This is a genomic window from Endozoicomonas sp. Mp262 (assembly GCF_025643335.1).
In the GTDB taxonomy this organism is placed as follows: Bacteria; Pseudomonadota; Gammaproteobacteria; order Pseudomonadales; family Endozoicomonadaceae; genus Endonucleibacter.
This window is the reverse complement of record NZ_CP092489.1, coordinates 1,604,803-1,630,265: the sequence shown is the minus strand read 5'-3', so window position 1 is coordinate 1,630,265 and position 25,463 is coordinate 1,604,803. Positions and strand designations below refer to the sequence as shown.

The 25,463-nt window shown below is 46.2% G+C and carries 21 protein-coding genes; 6 read left to right on the top strand and 15 right to left on the bottom strand.

Annotation, left to right across the window (positions count from 1 at the left end):
- Positions 1-166 precede the first annotated feature (166 nt).
- A complete protein-coding gene (locus MJ595_RS07100) occupies positions 167-607 on the top strand; it encodes a hypothetical protein (protein ID WP_263081740.1) in 441 nt (146 codons plus the stop codon).
- Between the two features lie 50 nt (positions 608-657).
- On the opposite strand, the gene sstT is transcribed toward MJ595_RS07100, so the two are convergent.
- The 3 genes from sstT to MJ595_RS07085 all read right to left on the bottom strand — a co-directional run bounded on the left by sstT (position 658) and on the right by MJ595_RS07085 (position 4,958).
- Positions 658-1,911 (bottom strand): serine/threonine transporter SstT, encoded by a 1,254-nt coding sequence (gene sstT / locus MJ595_RS07095; protein WP_263081738.1) that lies wholly within the window; start codon positions 1,909-1,911, stop codon positions 658-660.
- A 164-nt stretch (positions 1,912-2,075) separates the two neighbouring features.
- Positions 2,076-2,225 (bottom strand): hypothetical protein, encoded by a 150-nt coding sequence (locus MJ595_RS07090; RefSeq protein WP_263081737.1) that lies wholly within the window; start codon positions 2,223-2,225, stop codon positions 2,076-2,078.
- A 168-nt stretch (positions 2,226-2,393) separates the two neighbouring features.
- The gene (locus MJ595_RS07085) at positions 2,394-4,958 is read right to left on the bottom strand and encodes a hypothetical protein (RefSeq protein WP_263081735.1); all 2,565 of its coding nucleotides are present in this window, start codon (positions 4,956-4,958) and stop codon (positions 2,394-2,396) included.
- Between the two features lie 596 nt (positions 4,959-5,554).
- Here MJ595_RS07085 and MJ595_RS07080 point away from each other — a divergent pair.
- On the top strand, positions 5,555-5,695 hold the full coding sequence (locus tag MJ595_RS07080; protein WP_263081734.1) for a hypothetical protein: 141 nt from the start codon (positions 5,555-5,557) through the stop codon (positions 5,693-5,695).
- 134 nt (positions 5,696-5,829) lie between these two features.
- Here MJ595_RS07080 and MJ595_RS07075 read toward each other — a convergent pair whose 3' ends face one another.
- Positions 5,830-7,197 carry a transposase gene (locus tag MJ595_RS07075; RefSeq protein ID WP_263078002.1) on the bottom strand — a complete coding sequence of 456 codons (1,368 nt, stop codon included), beginning with the start codon at positions 7,195-7,197 and terminating at the stop codon, positions 5,830-5,832.
- Positions 7,198-7,244: 47 nt separating this feature from the next.
- On the opposite strand from MJ595_RS07075, the gene MJ595_RS07070 reads away from it, so the two are divergent.
- Positions 7,245-8,717, top strand: a complete 1,473-nt coding sequence (locus tag MJ595_RS07070) for a J domain-containing protein (RefSeq protein ID WP_263081733.1) — start codon at positions 7,245-7,247, stop codon at positions 8,715-8,717.
- Positions 8,718-8,978: 261 nt separating this feature from the next.
- Here MJ595_RS07070 and tuf read toward each other — a convergent pair whose 3' ends face one another.
- The 4 genes from tuf to rpsL all read right to left on the bottom strand — a co-directional run bounded on the left by tuf (position 8,979) and on the right by rpsL (position 13,376).
- Entirely contained in the window at positions 8,979-10,172 is a 1,194-nt protein-coding gene (gene tuf, locus MJ595_RS07065) for an elongation factor Tu (RefSeq protein ID WP_263081732.1), read from the bottom strand.
- 36 nt (positions 10,173-10,208) lie between these two features.
- Positions 10,209-12,305, bottom strand: coding sequence for an elongation factor G (fusA, locus tag MJ595_RS07060; protein ID WP_263081731.1), 2,097 nt, complete (start codon positions 12,303-12,305; stop codon positions 10,209-10,211).
- Between the two features lie 19 nt (positions 12,306-12,324).
- Positions 12,325-12,795: a 30S ribosomal protein S7 gene (rpsG, locus tag MJ595_RS07055; RefSeq protein WP_263081730.1), complete on the bottom strand. Its 471-nt coding sequence runs from the start codon at positions 12,793-12,795 to the stop codon at positions 12,325-12,327.
- Between the two features lie 206 nt (positions 12,796-13,001).
- Positions 13,002-13,376, bottom strand: a complete 375-nt coding sequence (gene rpsL, locus MJ595_RS07050; protein ID WP_263081729.1) for a 30S ribosomal protein S12 — start codon at positions 13,374-13,376, stop codon at positions 13,002-13,004.
- 1,115 nt (positions 13,377-14,491) lie between these two features.
- On the opposite strand from rpsL, the gene glpX reads away from it, so the two are divergent.
- The 3 genes from glpX (at position 14,492) to MJ595_RS07035 (ending at position 16,365) form a co-directional block, all read left to right on the top strand.
- Positions 14,492-15,502, top strand: coding sequence for a class II fructose-bisphosphatase (gene glpX, locus MJ595_RS07045; protein WP_263081728.1), 1,011 nt, complete (start codon positions 14,492-14,494; stop codon positions 15,500-15,502).
- A gap of 130 nt (positions 15,503-15,632) precedes the next feature.
- Positions 15,633-15,896: a YihD family protein gene (locus tag MJ595_RS07040; protein ID WP_263081726.1), complete on the top strand. Its 264-nt coding sequence runs from the start codon at positions 15,633-15,635 to the stop codon at positions 15,894-15,896.
- A gap of 73 nt (positions 15,897-15,969) precedes the next feature.
- Positions 15,970-16,365, top strand: a complete 396-nt coding sequence (locus MJ595_RS07035) for a hypothetical protein (RefSeq protein ID WP_263081725.1) — start codon at positions 15,970-15,972, stop codon at positions 16,363-16,365.
- Positions 16,366-16,468: 103 nt separating this feature from the next.
- Here the strand turns inward: MJ595_RS07035 and MJ595_RS07030 are convergent, their stop codons facing one another.
- The 7 genes from MJ595_RS07030 to rpoC form a co-directional block, all read right to left on the bottom strand.
- Complete coding sequence (locus MJ595_RS07030) at positions 16,469-16,726, bottom strand: hypothetical protein (RefSeq protein ID WP_263081724.1); 258 nt, start codon at positions 16,724-16,726, stop codon at positions 16,469-16,471.
- Positions 16,727-16,820: 94 nt separating this feature from the next.
- Positions 16,821-17,474 (bottom strand): IS630 family transposase, encoded by a 654-nt coding sequence (locus MJ595_RS07025; protein ID WP_263322427.1) that lies wholly within the window; start codon positions 17,472-17,474, stop codon positions 16,821-16,823.
- Positions 17,396-17,869, bottom strand: a complete 474-nt coding sequence (locus tag MJ595_RS07020; RefSeq protein WP_263078037.1) for a helix-turn-helix domain-containing protein — start codon at positions 17,867-17,869, stop codon at positions 17,396-17,398. The genes MJ595_RS07025 and MJ595_RS07020 overlap by 79 nt, the downstream gene beginning before the upstream one ends.
- Before the next feature lie 240 nt (positions 17,870-18,109).
- Positions 18,110-18,868 carry a TlyA family RNA methyltransferase gene (locus MJ595_RS07015; RefSeq protein ID WP_263081723.1) on the bottom strand — a complete coding sequence of 253 codons (759 nt, stop codon included), beginning with the start codon at positions 18,866-18,868 and terminating at the stop codon, positions 18,110-18,112.
- 1 nt (position 18,869) lies between these two features.
- Positions 18,870-19,529, bottom strand: a complete 660-nt coding sequence (locus MJ595_RS07010) for a helix-hairpin-helix domain-containing protein (protein WP_263081722.1) — start codon at positions 19,527-19,529, stop codon at positions 18,870-18,872.
- A 5-nt stretch (positions 19,530-19,534) separates the two neighbouring features.
- Positions 19,535-21,136 (bottom strand): hypothetical protein, encoded by a 1,602-nt coding sequence (locus MJ595_RS07005; protein WP_263081721.1) that lies wholly within the window; start codon positions 21,134-21,136, stop codon positions 19,535-19,537.
- A 71-nt stretch (positions 21,137-21,207) separates the two neighbouring features.
- Complete coding sequence (gene rpoC / locus MJ595_RS07000) at positions 21,208-25,419, bottom strand: DNA-directed RNA polymerase subunit beta' (RefSeq protein WP_263081720.1); 4,212 nt, start codon at positions 25,417-25,419, stop codon at positions 21,208-21,210.
- Positions 25,420-25,463: the final 44 nt, after the last annotated feature.

Genomic DNA, 25,463 nt, shown 5'->3' with positions numbered 1-25,463 from the left:
ATACCCTGTTCATTGGAATTATAAAGGCCGGATACTGCACCTTTGGATAGCTATTCTGGCAATTGATACAATTTGCGACAATTAATCGACCTTCAGGGACATTTCTGCGACATCTGGAGGCTTTAATGGTTTCCATAGAAGTTATCATTCAAATGGAGACCCACTTATGAAAAAAACAATCATGATGGCAGCCGCTTTAGCAACAGCACTATCCACTTCATCAGCCTTTGCCTGGTGGGGGGACAACGATAATAATGATGGCAAATCCGGTGGTGGCTGTTATGGAGGCCATCAAATGCATCAGGGGCAGAAAGGGCATCATGGCAGACATGGTACGAGAGGCCCAGGAATGAAAGAACAGATGAACCGCAGCTATACCGCCGATGAAACCAGGACTCTGGCGGAAGCCCGCCTGCTCCGCAAGGGTAACCCCAATCTTAAAGTAGGCGAAGTTATACCTACGGATAACGGCTACAAACTCACTATTGTCACTAAAGACAATTCTCTGGTAAAAGAGCGCGAACTGGCAAAAAATGGAATGCCCCTGGAGCGTTACAATGCGATAAAAAAGAGGATGGATGCCTGGGAAAGCAGGCAGAATGGTTAGAGGTTAGAGGGGAATAGGCATAAGGCTGTATTCCCCTCTGTCATAACGAACTAGTGATTGTGCACTACCTTACCTTCAGTTTGTTCCTGCTTTGCCTCATCAGCCATGCAGGCTGCCGCTGTGAACAGGGCATCGGTAGAACTGTTCAGACCGGTCTCACAGGAATCCTGTAACACACCGATAATAAAGCCGACAGCAACCACCTGCATGGCAATATCACTGTCAATACCAAACAGGCTACAGGCCAATGGAATGAGTAATAAGGAACCACCGGCGACGCCAGAGGCACCACAAGCTGAAATAGCGGCAATAAGGCTTAACAACAGCGCTGTTGCTATATCCACCTGAATCCCCAATGTATGCACTGCCGCCAGGGTCAGTACAGTAATGGTGATGGCAGCACCGCCCATATTAATGGTTGCCCCCAGGGGAATAGACACAGAATAGGTATCTTCATGCAAATTCAGATTTTTGCACAGTTGCATATTCACGGGAATATTAGCTGCTGAGCTACGGGTGAAGAAAGCCGTTACGCCACTTTCACGGAGACAACGGAATACCAGCGGGTATGGATTTTTTTTGATTTTCAGATAAACAATCAGCGGATTGATGATCAACGCCAGGATCAGCATTGTGCCAATAAGCACTACCAATAACTGGGAATAACCAATCAAGGCACCAAATCCTGTTTTGGCAATAGTGCTGGATACCAAGCCAAAAATACCAAAAGGTGCCAGCTGAATCACAAAGCGGACAATGGATGAAATGCCGTGAGCCAAGTCAGACAGCATGGTTTTGGTACTTTCTGATGCATGACGCAAAAAGAAACCCAAGGCCACACCCCATACCAAAATACCGATAAAATTAGCATTCATCAGCGCACTTATCGGATTATCCACCATCTTTAACAGGAGGACATTAAAGACTTCAACAATACCGGAAGGGGGTACCGTACTGTGGTTCGCAGTCATTAATGTCAGGGTAGTGGGGAAAAGAAAACTCATAATGACTGCAATTAATGCAGCCAGAAACGTACCCACCAGATACAAAACAACAATAGGTTTCATACTGGTTTGAGAACTGCTTTTTTGATTTGCAATGGATGATGCCACCAGAACCAGCACTAAAACAGGTGCAACGGCCTTCAGGGCATTCACAAATAACATACCAAGAAACCCAACAGGAACAGCTGCCGAGGGCATCAGACCAGCCAGCAAGATACCGGCAATAATGGCTATCAGTATTCTCATTACAAGACTACCGCCTGACAACCACTCTCCTACACGATAAAACATTCGTCCCATTACTTCCTCCTGCCCCTTTGTTATTTTCAAAAAGAGAACCGGGGCCAGTTGTTATAATTGCTATTGAATGAATGCTGTTAAGTGACTGGTCTTACTACCAATCCTGCAAAAGGCCGTTGATTCAACGAGCCTTAAGTCTGGAAAAACAACAATTTGTCTTATATCTATTGTTTGGTGACTTTATCATCCATGACTGCATGGTTTATTGATATAGAGCAGTCAGGCTCAAGCACAGCGCCAATGGATTCACCTCCATAACCAAACATCAGCCCTGACCACCCAACAATTGCATTGAAATGATCTACTAATTCCATTGTGCATTTTCTGCTGCTATATATTACCCCCTACGGCAACAACAAACGCCAGCGCATTCATTCCGGCACATTAGCAGCAGTATCTGGAAGCGGTGGATCAGGCTGGAAAAGGCTTCGGTAATACAACCATAAAACAGTAAAGCCAACATCATGACTGGATACCAGGCCTTAAAGCCATGTAGGATCAACTCGATTACGCTGGGTGCTGTGAACAAATGGTTTGGCTCGATTCATTTGTGCAACCACCTCATCTACAGCCCGTTTAAGCGCAGGTGCATTGTCTATTTCAGAGTTACGGGTATATTGGTCAAAATTTTTCTGTATCAGTCGCAATACAAGCAAATCCTGATTCTTTAGCCATTGATAGGCAGCACTAATATCAAGTTTATTATTGACAAATAAGTTTAGCTTTTCTTTTATGTCTTCTTCGACTCCTGCTTTTACTGGCTGAGCTACACCTTTACACAGAAGAGGCCCATCTTTATAAAGCAACATAGCAGGCCAGACATCATATTCAACGGTTGTCCCAGTTTGAGTATAAGGCTTGTAACTGTTTAGATCCATCTGTGAACCCGGCTTTGCCATGGGCTTGAGAACAACAGGTGGACTATGATTTTTAGCTTTGACTAATATAGATAAAGCTTCCCTAATATAGGTGCGTAGATCTTCATCATCTGCATGACTTTTACCAAATAATGTATGGGCTAGTTTTACGGCCTCTTTTCCAATAATTTCAGGCTTATCTTCTATTCGACCTGAAATTTTTTCCGCCTCAAAAACAAAGTCCCTTAGTTTATTTATAATACTCTTTTCATCCTTGCCAGAACGCTCTAAAGCTTCAAATGCATCTGACCATTCATTATTATAAAGCTCTGAAAATCTTTCACCCAGCTTCATCGGCCTATCAGGATCAGACAAATCGGTTATATTTGGATTACCTTTTCTCAGCCGTTCACCCATCAGCTGGGAAAGTTCATTTAACAACTCTTTTTTAAAGTTGCCAAGATAGCCTTTACCATTAGATTTTATCAACCTCTCATTTAACCCATCTTTTCTTTTAGGGTCTAAAACAATTATTCTATCAATAGTTTCCTTACATTCTTTATATAGACCAGTCACTTTTACTTCTTTCTTTTTATTATCAACGGCCACTGCTTCAGCCACTCCTTTGGATATAATTTCATCTTCTCGATGTAACGATGGCCATACTACAAAATCAATTATATTTCCTGAGCGAGTATACCCCTTATACATGCTCTTATCCATTTCAGATTTTGATTCAGGAAGCTGTGTAAGTTTAATGACAGGAGTAAGTGTCTTTGCCTTTTTCAAAATCGGCATCGCTTTATTGAGATAAGGTAATAACATTTGCTTATCTACAGTATCCTTTTGTTTTTTAGCAAAATCATTCAAAACCTCAATCGAGGTTACTCCAGCATTATTCTCTATATTTTCTTCTGCACAAAACATCAGATCCCTTAATAAGGCAATAGCTTCTCTCTCAGTTTTTCCAGAGCCAACTAACATTTCATGGGTATCTGTCCATAAATCATCATACAGCTCACTAAATCCAGACGTAACTTCATGCTGTCTTTTCACATCGATTTCTTTTAAAGCCGCCTTTAAACTATTCAACAAAAAAACCAACTGATTTTTATTATTAACATTTGAGAGTTCCTGTTCAAAATCAGCGATAGACTTGAAGGAATCAACAGAATGAGGATCCAGGTTTTTCAATCGTTTTAAGTTTATTTCAAACTCATGATAGATTTCAGGGTTTTGATTTTTCACCAACTGAGCGGGATTAGTAGTTTTAGCTGATTGTTTTTCAGGGAGCAAAGAGCGTTTAGAACGTACTTTTTGTTTAAGAGGCTGGGCTACACCTTTGCATAGAAGAGGTCCATCTTTATAAAGCTGCATTGCAGGCCAAACAACATAGTCAGTGATTTTTCCGGACTGTGTATAGTCCCTATAATATCCTGCATCCATCTGCGAGCCCGGTTTTGCCACTGGCATAAGTACAATAGGGGGGCTTTGATTTTTAGCTTTAACGAGTATAGACAGTGATTTTTTAGCATAGGCACATAGTTTTTCATCATTCGAATGACTTTTACCAAATAATCTACAAACTAGTTTTATACCCTCTTTTTCAATAACTTCAGGTTTGTCTTCTATTTGAGCTGAAATTTTTTCCGCCTCAAAAACACAGTCCCTTAGTTTATTTATAATGCTCTTTTCAGCCTTGCCAGAACGATCTAAAGCTTCAAATGCATCTGTCCACTCATTATCATAAAGTTCTGAAAATCTTTCACCCAGTTTCATCGGCCTGTCAGAGTCAGATAAGTCTGTTATATCTGGATTATTTTTTGTCAAGCGTTCCCCTGCTAATTCCGAGAGTGTATATTTTAAAGCACCTTCAAACTCTTCCAGTTTTTCTAAACTTTTCATGCTATTAAATTTTTTATTCAAACGCTCGCCTTTTTCTGCATCAACTTCTTTTATTCTATTTATCAAATTTTCACAACTGTTACGAACTTTATATTCCTTAAGACTTTTTTGCGCCTGCATTTTTTGCTTGCAACTTAGCTTAGAAAAAACACTTGGATAAACCTTAATACTTCTATCATTAAAAAAAATAGGCCGCCTCTTCTCATCCTCCAGAACACGCGCCGTCTCATTTTCTTTATAAATACCCAAGTTTAAATTCTGCTTAACCAAAAGATAACCTTTCACAATACAACCTCCATATTAAAAAAACAAGTAAATCAATCCATGCATTTAATTCTTTTATTGCTAATACAAGCTTAGCATGAGCGAAAACCTGACCTGTCTACAGGCAAGAGGTATTTTGTTATTATCTATTTTATATTTAGGTCTACACAGGACAGATAAGATTATCCAGTTGAGCAATAATACCCAAGAGAATATCCTTTTTCTTAGGCTATTTCACCAAACAGCATCATCCCAAATACAAAACCCACCACCATAAAAGTAACTATTAATTTTTAAAATAAATTTTTTTATTCTAAAAAGTAATAATTACCATATTCATTCCAGTATGCTTTCTCCAAATGATAACAGCCCACCTGACAAACAACCCAAAACACCCAACCAACATAAAAAGAAGCAACCCTTTATCTTAAGCTGAAAAGCCAAGAATCATCATAATTAAAAACCTAACACTCTCATAGGCAAAAAAAACCATTTTTGTTAGTCACCCTAACACTTTAGCCATATATTAAATCAGCAAAATCGTTAATCTATCAGTCATATTAATTAACCGATACAACTTTTTATTATGTATAAAAATACAAAAAATGGAGTAAATTATGTATAACGCAATTAATTCAATGATTTCACCAGCAGCATTTTATACAAAAAAACTATTAAACCTTGTTAAAGGTACTGCCAGAACTACTCATGGCACAAGCTTTTTCAAACCATCCACAGAATCAGCTATTCCCGCATGATGAACGTCGATGATCGTTGGTATTGACAATAAGGCAGCAAAAATAATGAAGCCGATCAAAACTGAGCCGCCAATTAACAAAGCGGAGCTTTAAAGAAAAAATGTCACCCCTGAACGTAGCTACGATATGGCCGGTTATGATGTATCGAATGGAATCACCCTTTTCTCTTCAATACCATGAGTTACTGTGTAAAAAAGCCCCTCCCACGTTTTTATCAGCCAATGCAAAAAATAGCCCTGTATCCATTTCCATAATGCTATACGGACTCCTTTTGAGCGGGTTCTTAAAGCTTCCTGAAACTGGGGACAGCACAGTTCCTGTATTTGATCTACGAGAAAAGCAAGCATCGTCAGATAGGCCAGATTTGTGGCTAAGTGCTTCTCACCGTGACCGTAGTTATGTTCGAGATCGTAGCCTTGATTTTTCAGGGTGTTAAACGTCTGGTTCTCAATATGCCATCGGCAGCGCCCTCCTTTCATGACGGGTTCTATGGTTTCTTCGTTAAGCGGAATATCAGTCACCCAGCACCAGATATGCTGTTTACCTTTTTTATCGGTTTCGACAAAATCAAGCACATTAACCTGTTCTGCATATTTTGCCTTGTTCAGCCTGACGTCATTGGCATAGCGAAACCACCACTTAATTCCAGTCTCTTCATTAACTTTTTCAGCACGGTGAACTTTTCCTTCTTTATCCAGCTCATCCATCGCTTCAACCAGCGAGGCATGGTTGCCATCTTTCGCGACAATGATGTAATGCCAGCCATAACTCTTAATCAGTTGGACAGTGGGGTTGTCAGCATAAAGACTGTCCAGAAGAATAACGAACTTTAGACGTGGGTGATGCTCTCGTATGGTGGCAAACAACCGTTTAATGGCATTTTTTTCACAGTCATTTTTGGTCGAACCGTCCTGGCAAACTATGGCTTCCGGTGCCAATGGCAAGACTGTTTTTTGATCCGGGTGAGCAATGCATGCTGCCATTAACTGGTGGTAGTGAGCTTCGTTGGCCTTTCCCTTATTTTTAGTACAGCACTCCTGACAAGGTTTTTTATTATTGCAGGAGTAAAATAGCCCAGTTCCATCGATCGGGAGCAAGTAGTGATTTTTCAAGTTCCCGCAGTGAAATTCGAATGCCTTCAGTAATCCGCCCCTTTGGACGTTAGACAGCAATGTCTTAAAAGGCTTTTTGAACTCTACGGGATCTATTGGATCCAGGATTTCCCGCATACTGGTATCACAGGGAGCACGTTTTTTTATCTGATACAGGTGCTCAAGGTTATGCCTTACTTCTTGCTCTGTTTTATCACGCTCAAACGAGAGGAGCGATGGGTACTTGAGATGCATCATGGCAAAAGCGGACATGGAGGCATCATGTATTGTTATTTTTCTGGAATCCTTGTTTGGTCGGACATCTGGAATTTGCTCATAACTTTCAGAAATCGTAGTAATTAAACTGTTTGCACAAAGATGCTTACGACTTTTTTGGAATGGATAAGCCATGAGAGACAGCCATTGATAAAGTATCCCTATCAAAAGTAGACGTTATTTTGTGCGAAATCACTCCATTTGGAATTTACTGTAAGCCTTGCTGTTGCAGTGATTTAATTGATGTCACGGGAATAGCTGCCACAGAATCAGACTTACCAAAAAAAACAAAGGATGATTTTCATATAACCGTATCAAGTCCAGTTCACCAAAATCTTGGTAATACAAAACAAGATTCCAGAAAAAACGAAGAAACAGAAACGTATTACGATGCCTCTGACTCCATAGCTTCTTATAATGGCATTGTTTTTGAGGACGCCCTGGATAATCTATCCCCTGATACCGAAGAAGCAGCTTCTGTTGAGCAAAAGCACCAACAAAGTAAAAACCAACCATTAACCCCAGAACTATTCATCGATGAAGTATCTGCCCATTTGAAAATTGACACATCCAGCTTTACTGAACCAAAAGAAAAACTCAGAGTCATTGTCACACAAGAAAATTTATCTCTTGAAGACTTCAATAAAGCTGTACTACAAATATTAGAAAAAAACGGCCTTTGCGATAGTTTAAAACGATTCAAAACCAAAATCGAAGAACGAGAAGCGTTAAGAACAAGATCAAAATATTTTAATAATGTAAAAGTTATAGATCAACAATACACCATATATAATAGTTTTAGAGAAACATTATCTCCGGACGAAAGGCAAACAATCTTTAAGCCATCAAATCCAGCAAAAGAAACCTCTCAAAAATCAAGCAAAAGAAGTTCTCATCGATATACGTACGCCAGCGACAGAAGCAGTAGTTACCAAAGAAGAAGACCTTTTGGGTTCCAATATCGATCCAGATTTTCAGATACCCCCCCAAAAAGAAATCATAATAACCGCTCGAATCCCTGGGATTTTCAAGGTCCACGTAATGAATCTTATAGATCCAGAAGGGCCACAGAAGAGCCTTGCCCTGGGTATTCTTATTCTTCATTTGAAGGGTCAGTCCCCAAAGCACCTAAATCCACTAATCAACCACACTACAATGTAAAATTTCCTGATGAAATAAACGGATGGTTAAGGGCAAATGCAGATTCAGATGAATCATTCCAACAAATTTCTGATCGCTGCGTTACCTTTACAAATCCTCAAGGTGATGTAAAAAAAGTGGTTATAAAACGGGCAGATGAACGCTTTATTCTTATGGATGTAAAATATGTTGTTGAAATGATGGGAGATTTTTATGTAAGACCAGAAACCACAGTCCAACAATTAAAAAACCCCTGGATGTTTCCATCATGGAAGGATGGCATTCAGTATGAAGCCGGCGAGTCCCCTTATACCTATGATATATCAAAAGCCTGGAAAGACCTTGGCATAACCAATGCTGAAGACAAAACAAAATCAAAGGCAAAAAAAGTATTTCTTTCATGCCACCCCGATAAAGTTGATCCAAGTAAAAAAGCAGAAGCAGAGGAAGAATTCAAGTTAAAGCATGCAGCATATAAGCTATTAGAGCAAAAAGTATTTAATAAAGATAACTAATATTTTCCTTACAATTAAGCCCCCAACCAGAGGGGCTTTTTACCGAATATCGGTTATTGATCTTAAGGAAAGCTTAGGACAGTCACCAAATTTTACTTGAGTCAACATGGAAAAAGGCAGGACAGTCATCAATTTAATCAAAGCAGCTAAATTTTTTTAGTTGGACACCACAAACTTCCCCTCAAAAAAAAGCCCGACCAATAAAGGTCGGGCTTTTTACATCAGTTTTAATTTAGTCAGACAGTAATGCCTGAAAAACTATCACTCGATGATTTTAGCAACAACGCCAGCACCTACAGTACGGCCACCCTCACGGATAGCGAAACGCAGGCCTTCTTCCATCGCGATAGGAGCGATCAGAGTAGCATTGATGTTGATGTTGTCGCCAGGCATTACCATTTCAACGCCTTCTGGCAGTTCTACAGCACCGGTCACGTCAGTGGTACGGAAGTAGAACTGAGGACGGTAGCCCTTGAAGAATGGAGTGTGACGACCACCTTCGTCCTTGGACAGAACGTATACTTCTGCTTCGAACTTGGTGTGAGGAGTCACAGTGCCTGGCTTAACCAGAACCTGACCACGCTCAACGTCTTCACGCTTGGTACCACGCAGCAGACAGCCAACGTTTTCACCAGCACGGCCTTCGTCCAGCAGCTTGCGGAACATTTCTACGCCAGTAACGGTAGTCTTGGTGGTGTCTTTGATACCAACGATTTCGATTTCTTCGCCGACTTTAACGATACCACGCTCAACACGACCAGTTACAACAGTACCACGGCCAGCGATGGAGAATACGTCCTCGATAGGCATCAGGAATGGCTGATCAACAGCACGCTCTGGCTCAGGGATGTACTCGTCCAGGGTTTCAACCAGCTTACGAACAGCGGTAGTACCCATTTCGTTGTCGTCTTTACCTTCCAGCGCCATCAGAGCGGAACCGATGATGATTGGAGTGTCGTCACCTGGGAACTCGTAAGTGTCCAGCAGCTCACGAACTTCCATTTCAACCAGTTCCAGCAGCTCTTCGTCGTCTACCATGTCAGCTTTGTTCAGGAATACCACGATGTATGGTACGCCAACCTGACGGGACAGCAGGATGTGCTCACGAGTCTGAGGCATGGGGCCGTCAGCAGCGGAACATACCAGGATAGCGCCGTCCATCTGGGCAGCACCAGTGATCATGTTCTTAACGTAGTCAGCGTGTCCTGGGCAGTCTACGTGAGCGTAGTGACGGCTTGGGGAGTCGTACTCTACGTGAGCAGTAGAGATGGTGATACCACGCTCACGCTCTTCAGGGGCGTTATCGATTTGATCGAATGCCTTAACGTCACCACCCCATACTTCTGCACAAACGCGAGTCAGTGCAGCAGTCAGAGTTGTTTTACCGTGGTCAACGTGACCAATGGTGCCGACGTTTACGTGCGGCTTACTACGCTCAAATTTTTCCTTAGCCATTTCTCTTAACCCTTGATATCAATGGATCGGGGGTGATTAACCCTGGTTCTTGATCACTGCTTCAGCAACACTGTTAGGTGCTTCGGCATACTCGTCGAATTCCATGGAGTATGTCGCACGTCCCTGAGTTGCTGAACGCAGGTCAGTGGCATAGCCGAACATTTCACCCAGCGGCACCTGAGCACGGATGATCTTGCCGGAAGTGCTATCTTCCATGCCCTGAACAATTCCGCGACGACGGTTCAGGTCACCCATAACGTCGCCCATGTAGTCTTCAGGTGTTACCACCTCAACTTTCATCATAGGCTCCATCAGTGCTGGGTTAGCCTGAGGCGCGTATTTTTTCAGAGCCTGTGAAGCAGCGATTTTAAACGCCATTTCACTGGAGTCAACATCATGATAGGAACCATCGAACAGACGGGCTTTCAGACCCAGCAGAGGATAACCGGCGATAACACCGTTCTGCATCTGTTCAGTGATACCTTTTTCAACTGCAGGAATGTATTCCTTAGGAATAACACCACCCACAATCTCGTTAACGAATTCCAGACCTTCTTCTTCGGCCGGGGAGAATTCGATAACAACATGACCGTACTGACCACGACCACCGGACTGGCGGGCAAACTTGTGGTTTGCTTCAACGCTGCTTCTGAGCTTCTCACGGTAAGCAACCTGAGGCTTACCAATGTTAGCTTCAACCTTGAACTCACGCTTCATACGATCAACGATGATGTCCAGGTGCAGCTCACCCATACCGGAGATAATGGTCTGGCCAGTCTCTTCATCGGTGTGAACGCGGAAAGAAGGATCTTCCTGAGCCAGTTTGCCCAGAGCGATACCCATCTTTTCCTGGTCTGCCTTGGTCTTAGGCTCAACCGCTACGGAGATAACCGGATCAGGGAACTCCATACGCTCCAGAGTGATGACGTTGTTCAGGTCACACAGGGTGTCACCAGTACTAACATCCTTCAGACCAATCAGGGCCACGATATCACCCGCCAGACACTCTTTCAGTTCTTCACGGTTGTTAGCGTGCATCTGTACCATACGGCCAACACGTTCTTTCTTGTGCTTAACCGGGTTGTATACAGAGTCACCGGATTTCAGTACGCCGGAGTAGTTCCGAACGAACGTCAACGTTCCTACGAATGGATCTGTCGCAATCTTGAATGCCAGTGCAGCAAATGGTGCACTATCATCCGCTTCACGGGTAGCAACAGTCTCGTCAGCATCGTCCAGAACGCCTTCGATGGCCTTAACTTCGATAGGACTTGGCATCAGTTCGATAACCGCATCCAGTACTGCCTGAACACCCTTGTTCTTGAATGCAGAACCACCGAAGACAGGAATGATTTCATTAGCCAGGGTACGCATACGGATACCGGCCTTGATCTCTTCCTCGGTCAGGTCACCTTCTTCAAGGTACTTTTCCATCAACTCTTCAGTGGCTTCAGCGGCAGCTTCAACCATGTACTCACGCATTTCCTGGCAGCGATCTTCCAGATCAGCCGGGATATCTTCGTAAGTAAAGGTCATACCCTGGTCAGCTTCGTTCCAGATGATAGCCTTCATCTTGACCAGATCCACAACACCCTTGAACTCGTCTTCGGAGCCAATGGTCATCTGCATGGGTACAGCGTTTGCACCCAGGCGCTCACGCAGCTGGTCGATTACCATCTGGTAGTCAGCACCAGTACGGTCCATCTTGTTGACGAACACCATACGAGGTACTTCGTACTTGTTAGCCTGACGCCATACAGTCTCGGTCTGAGGCTGTACACCGGAGGAGCCACACAGTACAACAACGGCACCATCCAGAACACGCAGGGAACGCTCTACTTCGATAGTGAAGTCAACGTGTCCGGGAGTGTCGATGATGTTGATACGGTGCTCATCAAACTGTGCATCCATACCACGCCAAAAACAGGTGGTGGCCGCGGAGGTGATAGTAATACCACGCTCCTGCTCCTGTTCCATCCAGTCCATGGTGGCAGCACCATCATGAACTTCACCAATCTTGTGGCTCAGACCGGTGTAAAACAGGACACGCTCTGTTGTGGTTGTCTTACCCGCATCAACATGGGCACAGATCCCTATGTTGCGGTAGCGTTTGATCGGGGTTTTACGGGCCACGACTCAAATCCTCTGATACTTAGAAACGGTAGTGAGAGAACGCCTTGTTGGCTTCAGCCATACGATGCACGTCTTCACGCTTCTTAACAGCAGCACCCTTATTTTCAGAAGCATCCATCAGCTCACCCGCCAGGCGCAGCTGCATGGATTTTTCGCCACGCTTACGCGCAGCGTCTACCAGCCAGCGCATAGCCAGGGCTGTACGACGGGAAGGGCGAACCTCTACGGGCACCTGATAAGTAGCACCACCAACACGACGGGACTTAACCTCAACCATGGGGGCAATGGATTCCAGAGCTTTTTCGAACTGCTCCAGAGGGTCCTTGCCGGAACGCTCCTGAACCTTGTCCAGTGCGCCGTAAACAATCTTTTCTGCGACAGATTTCTTGCCGCTAACCATCACGTGGTTAATGAACTTGGTGAGGGTTTTGTTGCCAAACTTAGGATCTGGCAGCACTTCGCGCTTGGCGACAACTCTTCTTCTAGGCATTGATAAGTCCTCGATTGCGGTCTTCAGGCAGTCCGAGATCACATTGACTCGGCCTTACTCTTATCAACCGTTTTCGCAATACAACCCGGAACAAAAACAACATCTTGCTCAAGGCTGTTAAAAATCCAGCCGTTCTCACCATAAGCGGTGATAAAAACGGTTTATTCACACAAAAAGCGTAAAAGCGTTGGCAAAAACCGGCTTTTTTACTTCTTAGGACGCTTGGTACCGTACTTGGAACGGCCCTGCTTACGGTCGTTAACACCCTGGGTGTCCAGGCTACCGCGTACAGTGTGGTAACGAACACCTGGCAAGTCCTTTACACGACCGCCACGGATCAGAACAACACTGTGCTCTTGCAGGTTGTGACCTTCACCACCGATGTAGGAAGTCACTTCGAAACCGTTAGTCAGACGCACACGGCAAACTTTACGCAGCGCAGAGTTAGGCTTCTTAGGGGTAGTGGTGTAAACACGGGTGCAAACACCGCGACGCTGAGGACAAGCCTGCAGAGCGGGTACGTCGCTTTTTGCGACCTTGCGCTTGCGGGGCTTGCGCACCAGCTGGTTAATAGTTGCCATTCAGCGAACTCCAATCGTTTCCAAATAATAAGCTAAAACAGAACGATCCTGTTCCTTATTCCAGCAGCGGTAACTGGGGGTGAGATACCCGGATTACCAAGCCCTTAGGGCTTATTGCCACCGACGGCACAATCCTGATACCGCATAGCCAGGCTCATTAGCGTCAGAGGATTTGCGCCACTGAACCTAATCAGGCTAACGCCTGAAAATACGATTTCCATCGGAAATACCCGCTCCCATTTGCTATTCAAATGTCAGCATTGATCCGAATGATGAAAATCGTATTTTCACGCAAATAAGCATGCACTGGTTAAAATACCAGCACTGCCACCCTGCGGAAGGGATAGACCGAGGGTAATATAAAGCGGCCAAATTTTACGGATGTCGCCGTCTTGCGTCAAGACGCACTGCTACGAAGATGTCAATAAATAAGTCAGAAAAAACGCTGCAACGCCCCAGCTGGCACTTACTTCTGTACGTCTAAACTGATATCTGACCAAGCTTTGTCTTTAGTTTATTACGAATACAAAATGTCCCATTATCTCAATAGGTTAGCGTGTATTATTACTGCATGTACATTATGGCTACCCGTAAAGCTTCATTCCACTCTCGACATAAAAACCGTCGGTAACCGCATCATATGCTGGCCTTTTTTATGGGAAGAGCAAAACTATCGTTCATTTCTCATAGAGCAAACTTCATGATGACTACAAAGGTTTACATTTCTCCATCCCCAAAAAGTTCTTTTAACACCTTTAAAACAACGTCCAAGTTACCTTGCAACTCATTACCTGCGCCTACGAAAGGCTTACTGGTTTTATCATTACTCCGGATGAAGCAGCCGCTATTGCTTCTATGGAAAAGTTCTTACCTCCATAGCAAGCTTAACTTTGGAGGATATAGCCTACTCAACTGATATTTTTCCAGGTTATGATGGCCCACCTTTTCAAGAGATATTTCCCAACATCAAAATAACAGATTCCCGGGATAGCCATACCATTGAAATCACGCACCCGGAAAGAATTGAAATGACCTACTAAAAACAACTGCCAGTCGCCCTGCCCCCAAACCCTGTTACAATAGCTTCCTTTTTATCCAAACTCTGATCACTGCTTATGAAACGCGAACTGGCTATTGAATTTTCACGGGTTACCGAAGCTGCCGCCCTGGCAGGCTACAAATGGCTTGGCCGAGGTGACAAAAACACCGCAGATGGTGCGGCAGTGGAAGCCATGCGCACCATGCTGAACAAGGTTGAGATCCAGGGCGAAATCGTCATCGGTGAAGGCGAAATTGATGAAGCCCCGATGCTGTATATTGGTGAAAAAGTAGGTAATGGCCAGGGTGACCCTGTTGAGATTGCGGTAGACCCCATTGAGGGAACCCGCATGACCGCCATGGGACAAAATAATGCCATTGCCGTGCTGGCTGCCGGAGAAAAAGGTTCATTCCTCAAAGCACCTGATATGTATATGGAAAAACTGGTGTGCGGTCCCGGGGCAAAAGGCGTCATTGATCTGCATCTGGGACTGGCCGAGAATCTGCAAAATGTGGCCAGGGCACTTCATAAGCCCATCGAGAATCTCACCGTGATCACTCTGGCAAAACCTCGCCATGACACAGCAATTACCATGATGCAAAAAATGGGTGCCAAGGTCTTTGCCATCCCGGATGGTGATGTTGCCGCCTCCATTCTTACCTGTATGCCTGATAGCGAAGTGGACATGATGTACTGCGTGGGTGGAGCCCCTGAAGGGGTTATCTCTGCCGCCGTGATTCGGGCACTGGGTGGCGATATGCAAGGTCGGCTACTCACCCGGGATCGGGCAAAAGGTGATACCCCGGAAAACCTGGCTGCCGGAAAACGGGAAACCGAGCGCTGCCAGGAAATGGGCATAGAACCAGGTCGACTGCTAAAGCTTGACGACCTGGTGAGTTCTGACAATGTGGTTTTCTCCGCCACCGGAATCACCAAGGGCGACCTGCTCAGCGGCATTCGCCGGGAGGGCAATATCGCCCATACCGAAACCCTGGTTATCCGCGGTAAGTCCCGCACTATCCGCCGCATCCAGTCCAGCCATTATCTGGATCGCAAGGATAATGAAATAAAGCAGATTATTCTTTAACTAAACTGCACCCGGAGAGAAAGCCGTTAGCTAAAAAAAGTGACAAAGGCGCACTTTAGATAGTCGCTTCACTCCATAAACAAGCCAGATTATCTGACTATAGTGGGCTTAATATTAGGTATTGATCATTATGAGCTGCCACCGAATTGATGAACTGATAGAACTGCTGACCCCTGAATGGAAAAAGCAGGGTCACCTGAACCTGATGGAAATCATCAGCCAGCTGGCTGAAGAAGCAGGCCACACCGGGGATCTGGCAAAGATCACAGATGATATGCTGATTTACCATCTGAAAATGAAGGGCGAAGAGAAGGATGCCATGATTCCCGGCATCGCCAAGGATGTGGAAGTTGATTTTAAGGCAGCCATCCTGAAGGCCCGCGGTATTAAATAATTGCCAAGCCTTTCTATCAGGGATAGCCTGACCATTACGCCCCTTTATACCTATGGTCAGGAGTCATGCAAGGATGCATACCATTCCAGGTCAGATCATTCCTGTAATAACTGCGATGTTTAGCAGTCTATTTTCAACCTGCCTGCTTGCCAATAGTTATTACCCAAAACCCAAAGAACACTGGTATCAGGATGTCTGGTGCAAGGGCAAAGGCGGCCAGGTAGAATTCAAACTGAATGACGGTCGTCGGGTTGATTGCCTGACTGCTGAACATGCCATCGAAGTGGAATTTGCACGAAAGTGGTCTGAGGCCATTGGCCAGTCACTTGACTACAGTATGCTTACCGGCAAAAAAGCGGGCGTTGTGTTAATCCTTCAGCGTGACTCCGACCATACTTACTGGCATCGCATACAAAAACTGAAAGACCATTATCAGCTACCTATTACCCTGTGGAAGCTTGGGCCTTAAATAAACAAGTCTACCTAATTCCCACACTCCGGGGGCTGCGCAGCACCCTTATTCCACGAGGCAAAGCATACGGACAGAGATCACTACAAAATAAGCCTTCCGCTCAGGAAGGCTTGGTCTGTGTCAGAATAGTCGTCAGTAACACTTCCAGTTTATCCAGCCGTTTGTTCTGATGGCTATTCATTCTGTCCAGTCGCTCATGTATCTCAAGCTTGAACTCTGCCATTTCTTTTTTTAACTCAAGCTCCAGCCTGTCCACCTTATTAATGAATAACTCCATTGCTCCCTTTAAGCCAGCCTGAATACTTTTCAGGTCTTCCACGCCACCTTCCAGTATCTCTACCCTTGCCTCGAGCGACATAATGAATCTCCGGATTATTATTAGTCAATAAACCATAGCAGAGAATTCAAGGGACAAACCTTTTTAAGTAGTGTATAGATTGCTTTCGAATAATTTAACCATCCAGTCGGACAGTATTAGAAAATGAGATCATATACTCCTCTCCAAATGAAAAAAGCACCCGTTCAACTTCTTTTTCAAATTCCGCAAAGCTCTTGATTGACAAGAGGTTGAGCCATTCATACTTTATTTTCCTCCACAGGATTTCAATCAGGTTGAGCTCAGGTGAATATGTTGGCAGAAAGCAGACCAGCAATTTCTTTTCAATCATCCAGTCATCAATTCTGGCACAAAACTTTTTGCTGGTGTGAATGCTGGCATTATCCACCATAACTACCGTGTAACGATCATTTGAGCTGTATTTTTCATCTGCCATTTTCTCTGCAAAGTCATCAAAGGCCGCAATCACCGTATCGCTATTCACTGAACCCACAACAGGATAATGAAATAGCTCACAGCTTCGGTTCATAAACCCCAGTACGTTGATGCGTTTACTTTTGACTGATGGTATTCTGAGCTGCTTTCCTTTTTCCTGCCAACCGTATGGCACACAAGGTTCCTGGGTAAAGCCGGACTCATCAAAATAAAATAAATTGATTAACCCTTTGCTCTCGGCTTCCTGGGCATCTTTCAGAGCAGTTTTACAGTCATGGAATTGCTCTTCGTCCCGTTTATGTTTGCATGATTTACGGAGTCTTTTGTAAACCAGCCCTGCTTTTTTACAATGTTTGCCAGAGTAATTTTTGATGAAGATTTACCGGTTTCATCCTCGATCTTGGATTTGACATACGATAAGCGACGAGGCTCTTCAGCCACTAATTCTTTTATGCGTTGCACTTCGGATTCGTCATATATGCACGGCCTACCGCCACCATGCCCCTTGTACAAGGCACGAATACCATATTCTTCCCAATCATCAATCCACTGAGAAGCAGTTTGATATCTAATTTCAAGTATTTCGGCAATTTGCTCAAGGGTAAAGCCACGATTGCTCAATAAAAGGCTATGGGCTCTTTCCCTTATACATCTCAGAGGTCCGTAGTGTTTGGCGAATTTCAAAGTTAATAAAACAGCTTCATCAGTGATTGTAGTGACGTACTTCATAGGGAGAGGGATTTAAAGACCAGTACTCTCTTTATAATAGAGTAAATGTATCATTCAATAGCTATCTGATCGTTAGATCAAGAAGTAGATTTCTCGTACTGGCCGAACATCCAGTTTATTTGAAACCAAACTATGACCTACTTATACCAATCGCACTTTCCAAGCGCATTATAAGGGTGATTAGCTGGGCGAAAAAACATCCTGGGACGCCTTCGGCGCCCCATAAACAGACGCGACCATTCACGCTTTAACAGCCCAGATAAAGAATTCCCTATTTCCATCCCCCCCTTTAATGGGGCTATCAAACCAGGCCTTTACCTTCAAGCCAAGGCTTTCGCACAGCGCGCTAATATCCTTCTGAACCTTTGGATAGAGCTTTTCATTTCTGACAATGCCGCCTTTGCCAAGTCCTGAAGGACCCACCTCAAACTGGGGCTTCACCAGGCTCAACAGATGGCCGCCTTCTCTTAAAACCGGTGCCAGAGAGGGAAGTATCTTGGTCTGGGAGATAAACGACACATCCATTACTGCCAGGTCAAAGCCATAACCATCGATATGCTGCAACAGCAGGTCATGGGGCAAATCCCGGGCATTGATTCCCTCCAGACAAACCACCCGCTTATCTTCCCTTAAAGACGGCACCAGCTGGTCATGACCCACTTCAACGCCAACCACTTTGCCTGCTCCCGCTTGCAGTACGCAATCAGTAAACCCTCCTGTGGATTGACCAACATCCAGTACATTCAGTCCGCTTACATCTATCCCGGCAAACGCCAAGGCACCAGCGAGCTTTACACCACCCCGCGAGGCAAAGCGGTCGTCATCATTGAACTCAATATGAATATCAACAGCATAGGGGTATTTTTGCCCTGTCTTTTTAGGCGCCTCCCACTCACCCTTCACCTTAACTTTTACCCGGCCCTCAGTAATTAACTTCTGGGCTCGGGCCCTGGAGGGAACCAGTCCTTGCTCCACCAGTAAACGATCAATTCTTTCCATATTACAAACGGTATTTACCTTTACTCTCCTCAAGTACCCATCGTATTTTTTTAGCCGTTTTCCGACCAATACCATGAATACCGGACAGCTCTTCTTCGTTCGCCAGCAATGCTTTCTCCACATTGCCAAACTGTTTTAGCAGGGCCTGTGCCCGTTCAACGCCAATACCCGGCAAACTTTGCAGCAACTGTAACTGGGTACGGTATTTTCCCTTGGGTCGCCGAGCCGGATAATGGTGCTTGATCGATCCGCCAAACTGCAACAACTGGGCATGCTGCCCCGCTATGGTTTTCAACAAAAATGCCGACTCCAGGGGGCTGGCAGACCGGATTATGGGAATGTTCATAAACAGGCTTACCGTCACCAGTGCGCCTTGTATCGAGCGCCTGCTGACTCCCTGTCTTTTAAAATCACCACTCCGGCCTTCCAGCAGCAAAGCCGGTTTATAGCGAGACTTTCCCAAACGGGAGCACTGGCAAAATAGCCGACTGTCGATGATAGACGCTGCAAGATCCGTCAGGGTTTTCCTCTCAACCAGCAAGCTGTCATTGACCAGATAGTCCCCCACAGACAGGCGTTTTTCAGTGACCTCAATACCCGCTTCTTGCAAATAAGTGGAGATACCTGAGCCACGTTCCCGATCATCGGCTATCACATGCATTGGAGTTAAAGCGGCTCAAAACATTGATCAATGGAATAGCCCGCCAGTTTGAATAGCAACGGAATATCTTCCAGGGCAGAACCGGTATTGATTAAATGGGCAATCACCGCACAATCATGAGCCAATACGGTATTTTGTTTGCCCGTATAGGTTGCCCACAGGGCCAGCCTTACCATCCGTTCAAACCAGCGTTCCCGATACTGTTCAAAATACTGTTGGCATAACAGCCTCTGGGCTTTTCGGGGAGATTCTAATGGCAGATTTTCAAGTGCCTTATTGAACTCACTGCCATATTCAAACCATGAACCCATAAAATTCCGGTCAGCTAATCGGGCACTGTTTTTCAGGGTCTTGTTGATCACCGCCTGATCGGCTGTGTCCATGGTCAATAGCGGCAATAGGGCTTGCCTGAAACAGAGCTTTTCAGGGTTCCATTGCTCAATGCCCAGCCATTCCATCACCTGGATAACCGCAGGTTCCGCCAAGTGGCCAGACTCCATACTTAACGCCAGAAAATGAGGTAACTGTTGTTCCAGCCATTGCGCATCAACAGTTTTTGAAAACACCTGCTCAGCCGCCATTTTCATATTACCCTCAAGATCTTTCCTGGATGCAGGAGGGGAACAGAAGGCATCGACAATGCCTACATTTTCTTTCAATACAAAACCGCCAAGGTGGAAATCCCTGCCATTTTTAAATAATGCCATCACCCCTTGGGCACCAGAGCCGTCCAGTGGGCAGGCTAACAGTTTGATTAGCTGGCAGGGAGAAGCTTGCTCCATTACAACGCCCTTCTTTTTGGCCTTTTGTATAGCTCGATCTACCCACGTTCTGGTTTCCGGTGACAACCAGTTTCTGATACGAATCATTCTGCTGAGAGACTTGCCTGTGACACTTTGTGGATATTCTGCCAGTACCCGAGCCACCTGATTTGCTGAAACCACATCCTGGTTGAGCAACATCAGGGGAACAACGTCTTTTAGCATGACTTCATCGGAGGTAAGAAGCATCTGCGCTACCACGCCCAGTCCTTCAGCAGGTATCAGCCCTAATTGAGATTGCAAGGCATCCTGAAACTCAAACTCACTGGGACAACCCACAACCATCTCGGATAAGAATTCCTGCATTTGCTCTGGGCTGGAAATAATTTCTTCCTCGTCCTCCCTGTCTCTGGCAGCTTGCTCGGTTTCCAAGCTCTGAATACAGTGAATAAATTCCTCAGACAGCAGGCGACGATATTCGCCCAGCCGCTTCTGTATCATTGCCAGACCTTCAGGCTGCAATGCTCCCGCATCAGCGGCAGCCATAATGTTTTGCTCAAGGTCTTTCAAATACTCGATGGCATCTTCATCATTCTGGCGAACCCTGACCATTAGACCATTGAACCCAAAGTCAACCATATCCCCTAACAGCTCCACCAATTCTGGCTCATCGGGTAAACCAGACACCAGCACTATACTTAACAAGGCATCCAGCGTGTCAAAGTCATTGAGCACTTTCCAGCATTCTGCTGGCCTGCCTGTGGAAAGCCACACTTCATCCTGTAAGCTTTCCATTATTAACGCCATCACTTCTCCCTGAGCGGGAGATACCATTGACTTCATCATTATTCCTCAACAACAAAAAAAGGCTGCCCAAGGCAGCCTTTTCAGGTTAACAGCTTTTCAGCAAAGATCTCTTAGACTTCGCCAAAGTTTAGCGCTTCGGACAGAGCCTGTTCCACTTCAGAGGCAGAAACCTTGGTGGGAGTCTCAAACTCAACCTCATCACGGCCTTTGCGGCGCTCGTTATGGTAAGTCAAACCGGTTCCCGCAGGAATCAGACGACCCACCACAACGTTTTCCTTCAGGCCACGCAGGTAATCACGCTTACCGGTTACCGCAGCTTCTGTCAGAACCCGGGTAGTTTCCTGGAAGGACGCGGCAGAGATGAAGGACTCAGTGGCCAGGGACGCTTTGGTGATACCCAGCAGCACACGCTCAAACTTGGCAGGAATACGGTCATCTGCAACCAGACGATCATTTTCTTCCTGAACCCTGTTCAGCTCCAGCTGCTCACCCTTAATGAAGGTGGAGTCACCGGTATCGGTAATTTCAATCTTACGCAGCATCTGACGCAGAATGGTCTCGATGTGCTTATCATTGATTTTTACGCCCTGCAGACGGTATACGTCCTGGATTTCGTTCACCACGTAACGGGCCAGCTCACCCACACCCAGCAGACGCAGAATGTCATGAGAGTTGGTTGGGCCGTCAGAGATAACTTCACCCTTGGTAACCTGTTCACCCTCGAACACGTTCAGGTGACGCCACTTGGGAATCAGCTCCTCATAAGGATCGCCACCGTCATTCGGTGTAATCACCAGACGTTTCTTACCCTTGGTTTCCTTACCAAAACCAATGGTTCCGGTAATCTCAGCCAGGATAGAGTGATCCTTAGGCTTACGGGCCTCGAACAGGTCAGCAACCCTTGGCAGACCACCGGTAATGTCTCGGTTACCACCGGACTGCTGAGGAATACGGGCGATAACATCACCCACCTCTACATCCTTGCCATCAGTCAGCGTAACAATGGCGTTGGCTGGCAGGAAGTACTGAGCAGATACATCAGTACCAGGCAGTTTCAGTTCTTTACCGGCGGCATCAAACAGCTGAATGGTTGGACGAACATCCTTACCCGCGGATGGACGATCCTTCGGATCCATTACCTCAATGTTGGACAGGCCGGTGAGCTCATCAGTCTGGGTTTTGACAGTAATGCCTTCTTCCAGGCCAATGAACTTGGCAGTACCCGCCATTTCAGTAACGATTGGGTGAGTGTGTGGATCCCACTTGGCAACAATCTGGCCAGCCTGGGTCTCATCACCATCCTTAACAGACAGCACTGCACCATAAGGCAGCTTGTAGCGCTCACGCTCACGGCCAAATTCATCAGCAAGAGCCAACTGACCGGAACGACTGACAGCAACCAGGTTACCATCATTACGCTCAACGAACTTCAGGTTCAGCAGCTTCACCACACCTTTGTTCTTAACACTGATGCTGTCCTGAGCAGAGGCTCTGGAGGCCGCACCACCGATGTGGAAGGTACGCATGGTCAGCTGGGTACCCGGCTCACCGATGGACTGGGCAGCAATAACCCCTACCGCTTCACCCTTGTTCACCAGGTGTCCACGACCCAGGTCACGGCCATAGCACTTGGCACAAATACCATAGCGGGTTTCACAGCTGATTGGAGAACGAACGCGCATTTCATCAACGTTCATGGTTTCCAGTCGCTTGACCCAGTGCTCATCAATCAGTGTTCCGGCTGAAACAGCGATCTCATCGGTTGTTCCGGGCTTAATGACATCTTCTGCCACCACACGACCCAGAATACGCTCACCCAGAGGCTCAACCACGTCACCACCTTCAATGTGTGGTGCCATCATCAGGCCACGACTGGTACCACAGTCATCTTCTGTAACCACCAGATCCTGGGCAACATCCACCAGACGACGGGTCAGGTAACCGGAGTTCGCGGTTTTCAGCGCTGTATCCGCCAGACCCTTACGAGCACCGTGGGTGGAGATGAAGTACTGCAGTACGTTCAGACCTTCACGGAAGTTCGCGGTAATAGGTGTTTCAATGATGGAGCCGTCTGGCTTGGCCATCAGACCACGCATACCGGCCAGCTGACGAATCTGGGCAGCACTACCCCGCGCACCGGAGTCCGCCATGATGTAAACGCTGTTGAAGGATTCCTGCTCAACCTCTTTACCTTCACGGTCAATAACCGTATCGGTCTTCAGATTGTCCATCATCCGCTTGGCCAGCATTTCGTTGGCACGGGACCAGATATCGATAACCTTGTTGTATTTCTCGCCCTGGGTTACCAGACCAGAAGCATACTGGTTCTCGATTTCACGAACCTCGGCATTGGCATCTTCGATAATGCGTGGCTTGTCATCCGGGATAACAAAGTCATTAACACCGATGGAGGCACCGGAAAGCGTGGCATAATTGAAGCCCAGATACATCATCTGGTCAGCAAAGATAACGGTTTCCTTCAGACCCACATTCCGGTAGCAGGCATTAAGCAGTCGGGAAATCGCCTTCTTCTTCATGGCCTGGTTAACCAGGTCAAAAGGCAGGCCGCTTGGCACGATATCCCACAGGATCACACGACCAACGGTGGTATCTGCCAGGAAGGTGCGGCTGTGCTTTTCACCATTATCATCCGTATAGGATTCGGCAACACGCACTTTCACCCGGGCATGCAGCTCAACGGTGTTGGTGCGGTATGCGCGCATAGCTTCATTGATGTCCGCAAACACCATACCCTCACCCTTGCCATTGATCTTGTCACGGGTGATGTAGTAAAGACCCAGTACCACGTCCTGGGAAGGTACGATAATAGGTTCACCGTTAGCAGGTGCTAGGATGTTGTTGGTGGACATCATCAGGGCACGGGCTTCCAGCTGGGCTTCCAGGGTCAACGGTACGTGAACCGCCATCTGGTCACCGTCAAAGTCCGCGTTATAAGCCGCACAGACCAGTGGGTGCAACTGAATGGCCTTACCTTCGATCAGAACCGGCTCAAAGGCCTGGATACCCAGACGGTGCAGGGTTGGCGCACGGTTAAGCATAACCGGATGTTCACGGATAACATCCGCCAGAACGTCCCACACTTCCGGTGTTTCGCGCTCAACCATCTTCTTGGCTGCTTTAATGGTGGTTGCCAGACCTTTGGCTTCCAGCTTACCGAAAATGAACGGCTTAAACAGTTCCAGCGCCATCTTCTTCGGCAGACCACACTGGTGCAGACGAAGGGTAGGGCCTACGGTAATAACAGAACGACCAGAGTAGTCTACACGCTTACCCAGCAGGTTCTGACGGAAACGACCCTGCTTACCCTTGATCATGTCAGCCAGGGACTTCAGGGGACGCTTGTTGGAACCGGTAATGGCACGGCCACGACGACCATTGTCCAGCAGGGCATCCACAGATTCCTGCAGCATCCGCTTTTCGTTACGGACAATGATATCCGGCGCATTCAGATCCAGCAGTCGCTTCAGACGGTTATTACGGTTAATAACCCGGCGGTACAGGTCGTTCAGGTCGGAGGTAGCAAAACGGCCACCATCCAGGGGAACCAGAGGACGCAGATCCGGTGGCAGAACCGGCAGAACGGTCATGACCATCCACTCAGGCTTGTTACCTGAGTTATAGAATGCCTCAACCAGCTTCAGGCGCTTGGCCAGTTTCTTCAGCTTGGTTTCAGAGTTGGTCTGGGGAATCTCTTCCCGCAGCAGATTGACCTCATCTTCCAGGTCAATATCAGCCAGCAGTGCCTTAACCGCTTCCGCACCCATACGGGCATCAAAGTCATCACCAAACTCTTCCAGAGCTTCGTAGTACTGCTCATCAGACAGCAGCTGACCTTTATCCAGAGTAGTCATACCCGGATCGATAACCACATAGGACTCAAAATAGAGTACACGTTCAATGTCGCGCAGGGTCATGTCCAGCAGCAGACCAATACGGCTAGGCAGGGACTTCAGGAACCAGATGTGGGCAACCGGGCTGGCCAGTTCAATGTGACCCATACGGTCACGGCGAACTTTTGCCAGGGCCACTTCAACACCACATTTTTCGCAGATAACACCGCGATGCTTCAGGCGCTTGTACTTACCGCACAGGCACTCATAGTCTTTTACCGGCCCGAAGATTTTGGCACAGAACAGGCCATCACGCTCAGGCTTAAAGGTACGGTAGTTAATGGTTTCTGGCTTTTTAACTTCACCAAAGGACCAGGAACGAACCATTTCCGGTGACGCCAGACCGATCCGAATAGCGTCGAAATCGTCCGTCTGGCCCTGTGTCTTGAGCAGATTCAATAAGTCTTTCAAGATCGTATCTCCTCACGGTGCAAGGCAGTCCCCAAAATCTATAT

Excerpts from the sequence above, each read along its gene's own strand:
- MJ595_RS07015 (WP_263081723.1), bottom strand. The coding sequence starts at position 18,868 with ATGGAAAGAATTGATCGTTTACTGGTGGAGCAAGGACTGGTTCCCTCC.
- MJ595_RS07090 (WP_263081737.1), bottom strand. The coding sequence starts at position 2,225 with ATGGAATTAGTAGATCATTTCAATGCAATTGTTGGGTGGTCAGGGCTG.
- glpX (WP_263081728.1), top strand. The coding sequence starts at position 14,492 with ATGAAACGCGAACTGGCTATTGAATTTTCACGGGTTACCGAAGCTGCC.
- MJ595_RS07100 (WP_263081740.1), top strand. The coding sequence starts at position 167 with ATGAAAAAAACAATCATGATGGCAGCCGCTTTAGCAACAGCACTATCC.
- sstT (WP_263081738.1), bottom strand. The coding sequence starts at position 1,911 with ATGGGACGAATGTTTTATCGTGTAGGAGAGTGGTTGTCAGGCGGTAGT.
- MJ595_RS07020 (WP_263078037.1), bottom strand. The coding sequence starts at position 17,869 with ATGAAGTACGTCACTACAATCACTGATGAAGCTGTTTTATTAACTTTG.
- MJ595_RS07075 (WP_263078002.1), bottom strand. The coding sequence starts at position 7,197 with ATGGCTTATCCATTCCAAAAAAGTCGTAAGCATCTTTGTGCAAACAGT.
- MJ595_RS07035 (WP_263081725.1), top strand. The coding sequence starts at position 15,970 with ATGCATACCATTCCAGGTCAGATCATTCCTGTAATAACTGCGATGTTT.
- rpsG (WP_263081730.1), bottom strand. The coding sequence starts at position 12,795 with ATGCCTAGAAGAAGAGTTGTCGCCAAGCGCGAAGTGCTGCCAGATCCT.
- MJ595_RS07040 (WP_263081726.1), top strand. The coding sequence starts at position 15,633 with ATGAGCTGCCACCGAATTGATGAACTGATAGAACTGCTGACCCCTGAA.
- MJ595_RS07080 (WP_263081734.1), top strand. The coding sequence starts at position 5,555 with ATGTATAACGCAATTAATTCAATGATTTCACCAGCAGCATTTTATACA.
- MJ595_RS07010 (WP_263081722.1), bottom strand. The coding sequence starts at position 19,529 with ATGCATGTGATAGCCGATGATCGGGAACGTGGCTCAGGTATCTCCACT.
- rpsL (WP_263081729.1), bottom strand. The coding sequence starts at position 13,376 with ATGGCAACTATTAACCAGCTGGTGCGCAAGCCCCGCAAGCGCAAGGTC.
- MJ595_RS07030 (WP_263081724.1), bottom strand. The coding sequence starts at position 16,726 with ATGTCGCTCGAGGCAAGGGTAGAGATACTGGAAGGTGGCGTGGAAGAC.
- tuf (WP_263081732.1), bottom strand. The coding sequence starts at position 10,172 with ATGGCTAAGGAAAAATTTGAGCGTAGTAAGCCGCACGTAAACGTCGGC.
- MJ595_RS07005 (WP_263081721.1), bottom strand. The coding sequence starts at position 21,136 with ATGATGAAGTCAATGGTATCTCCCGCTCAGGGAGAAGTGATGGCGTTA.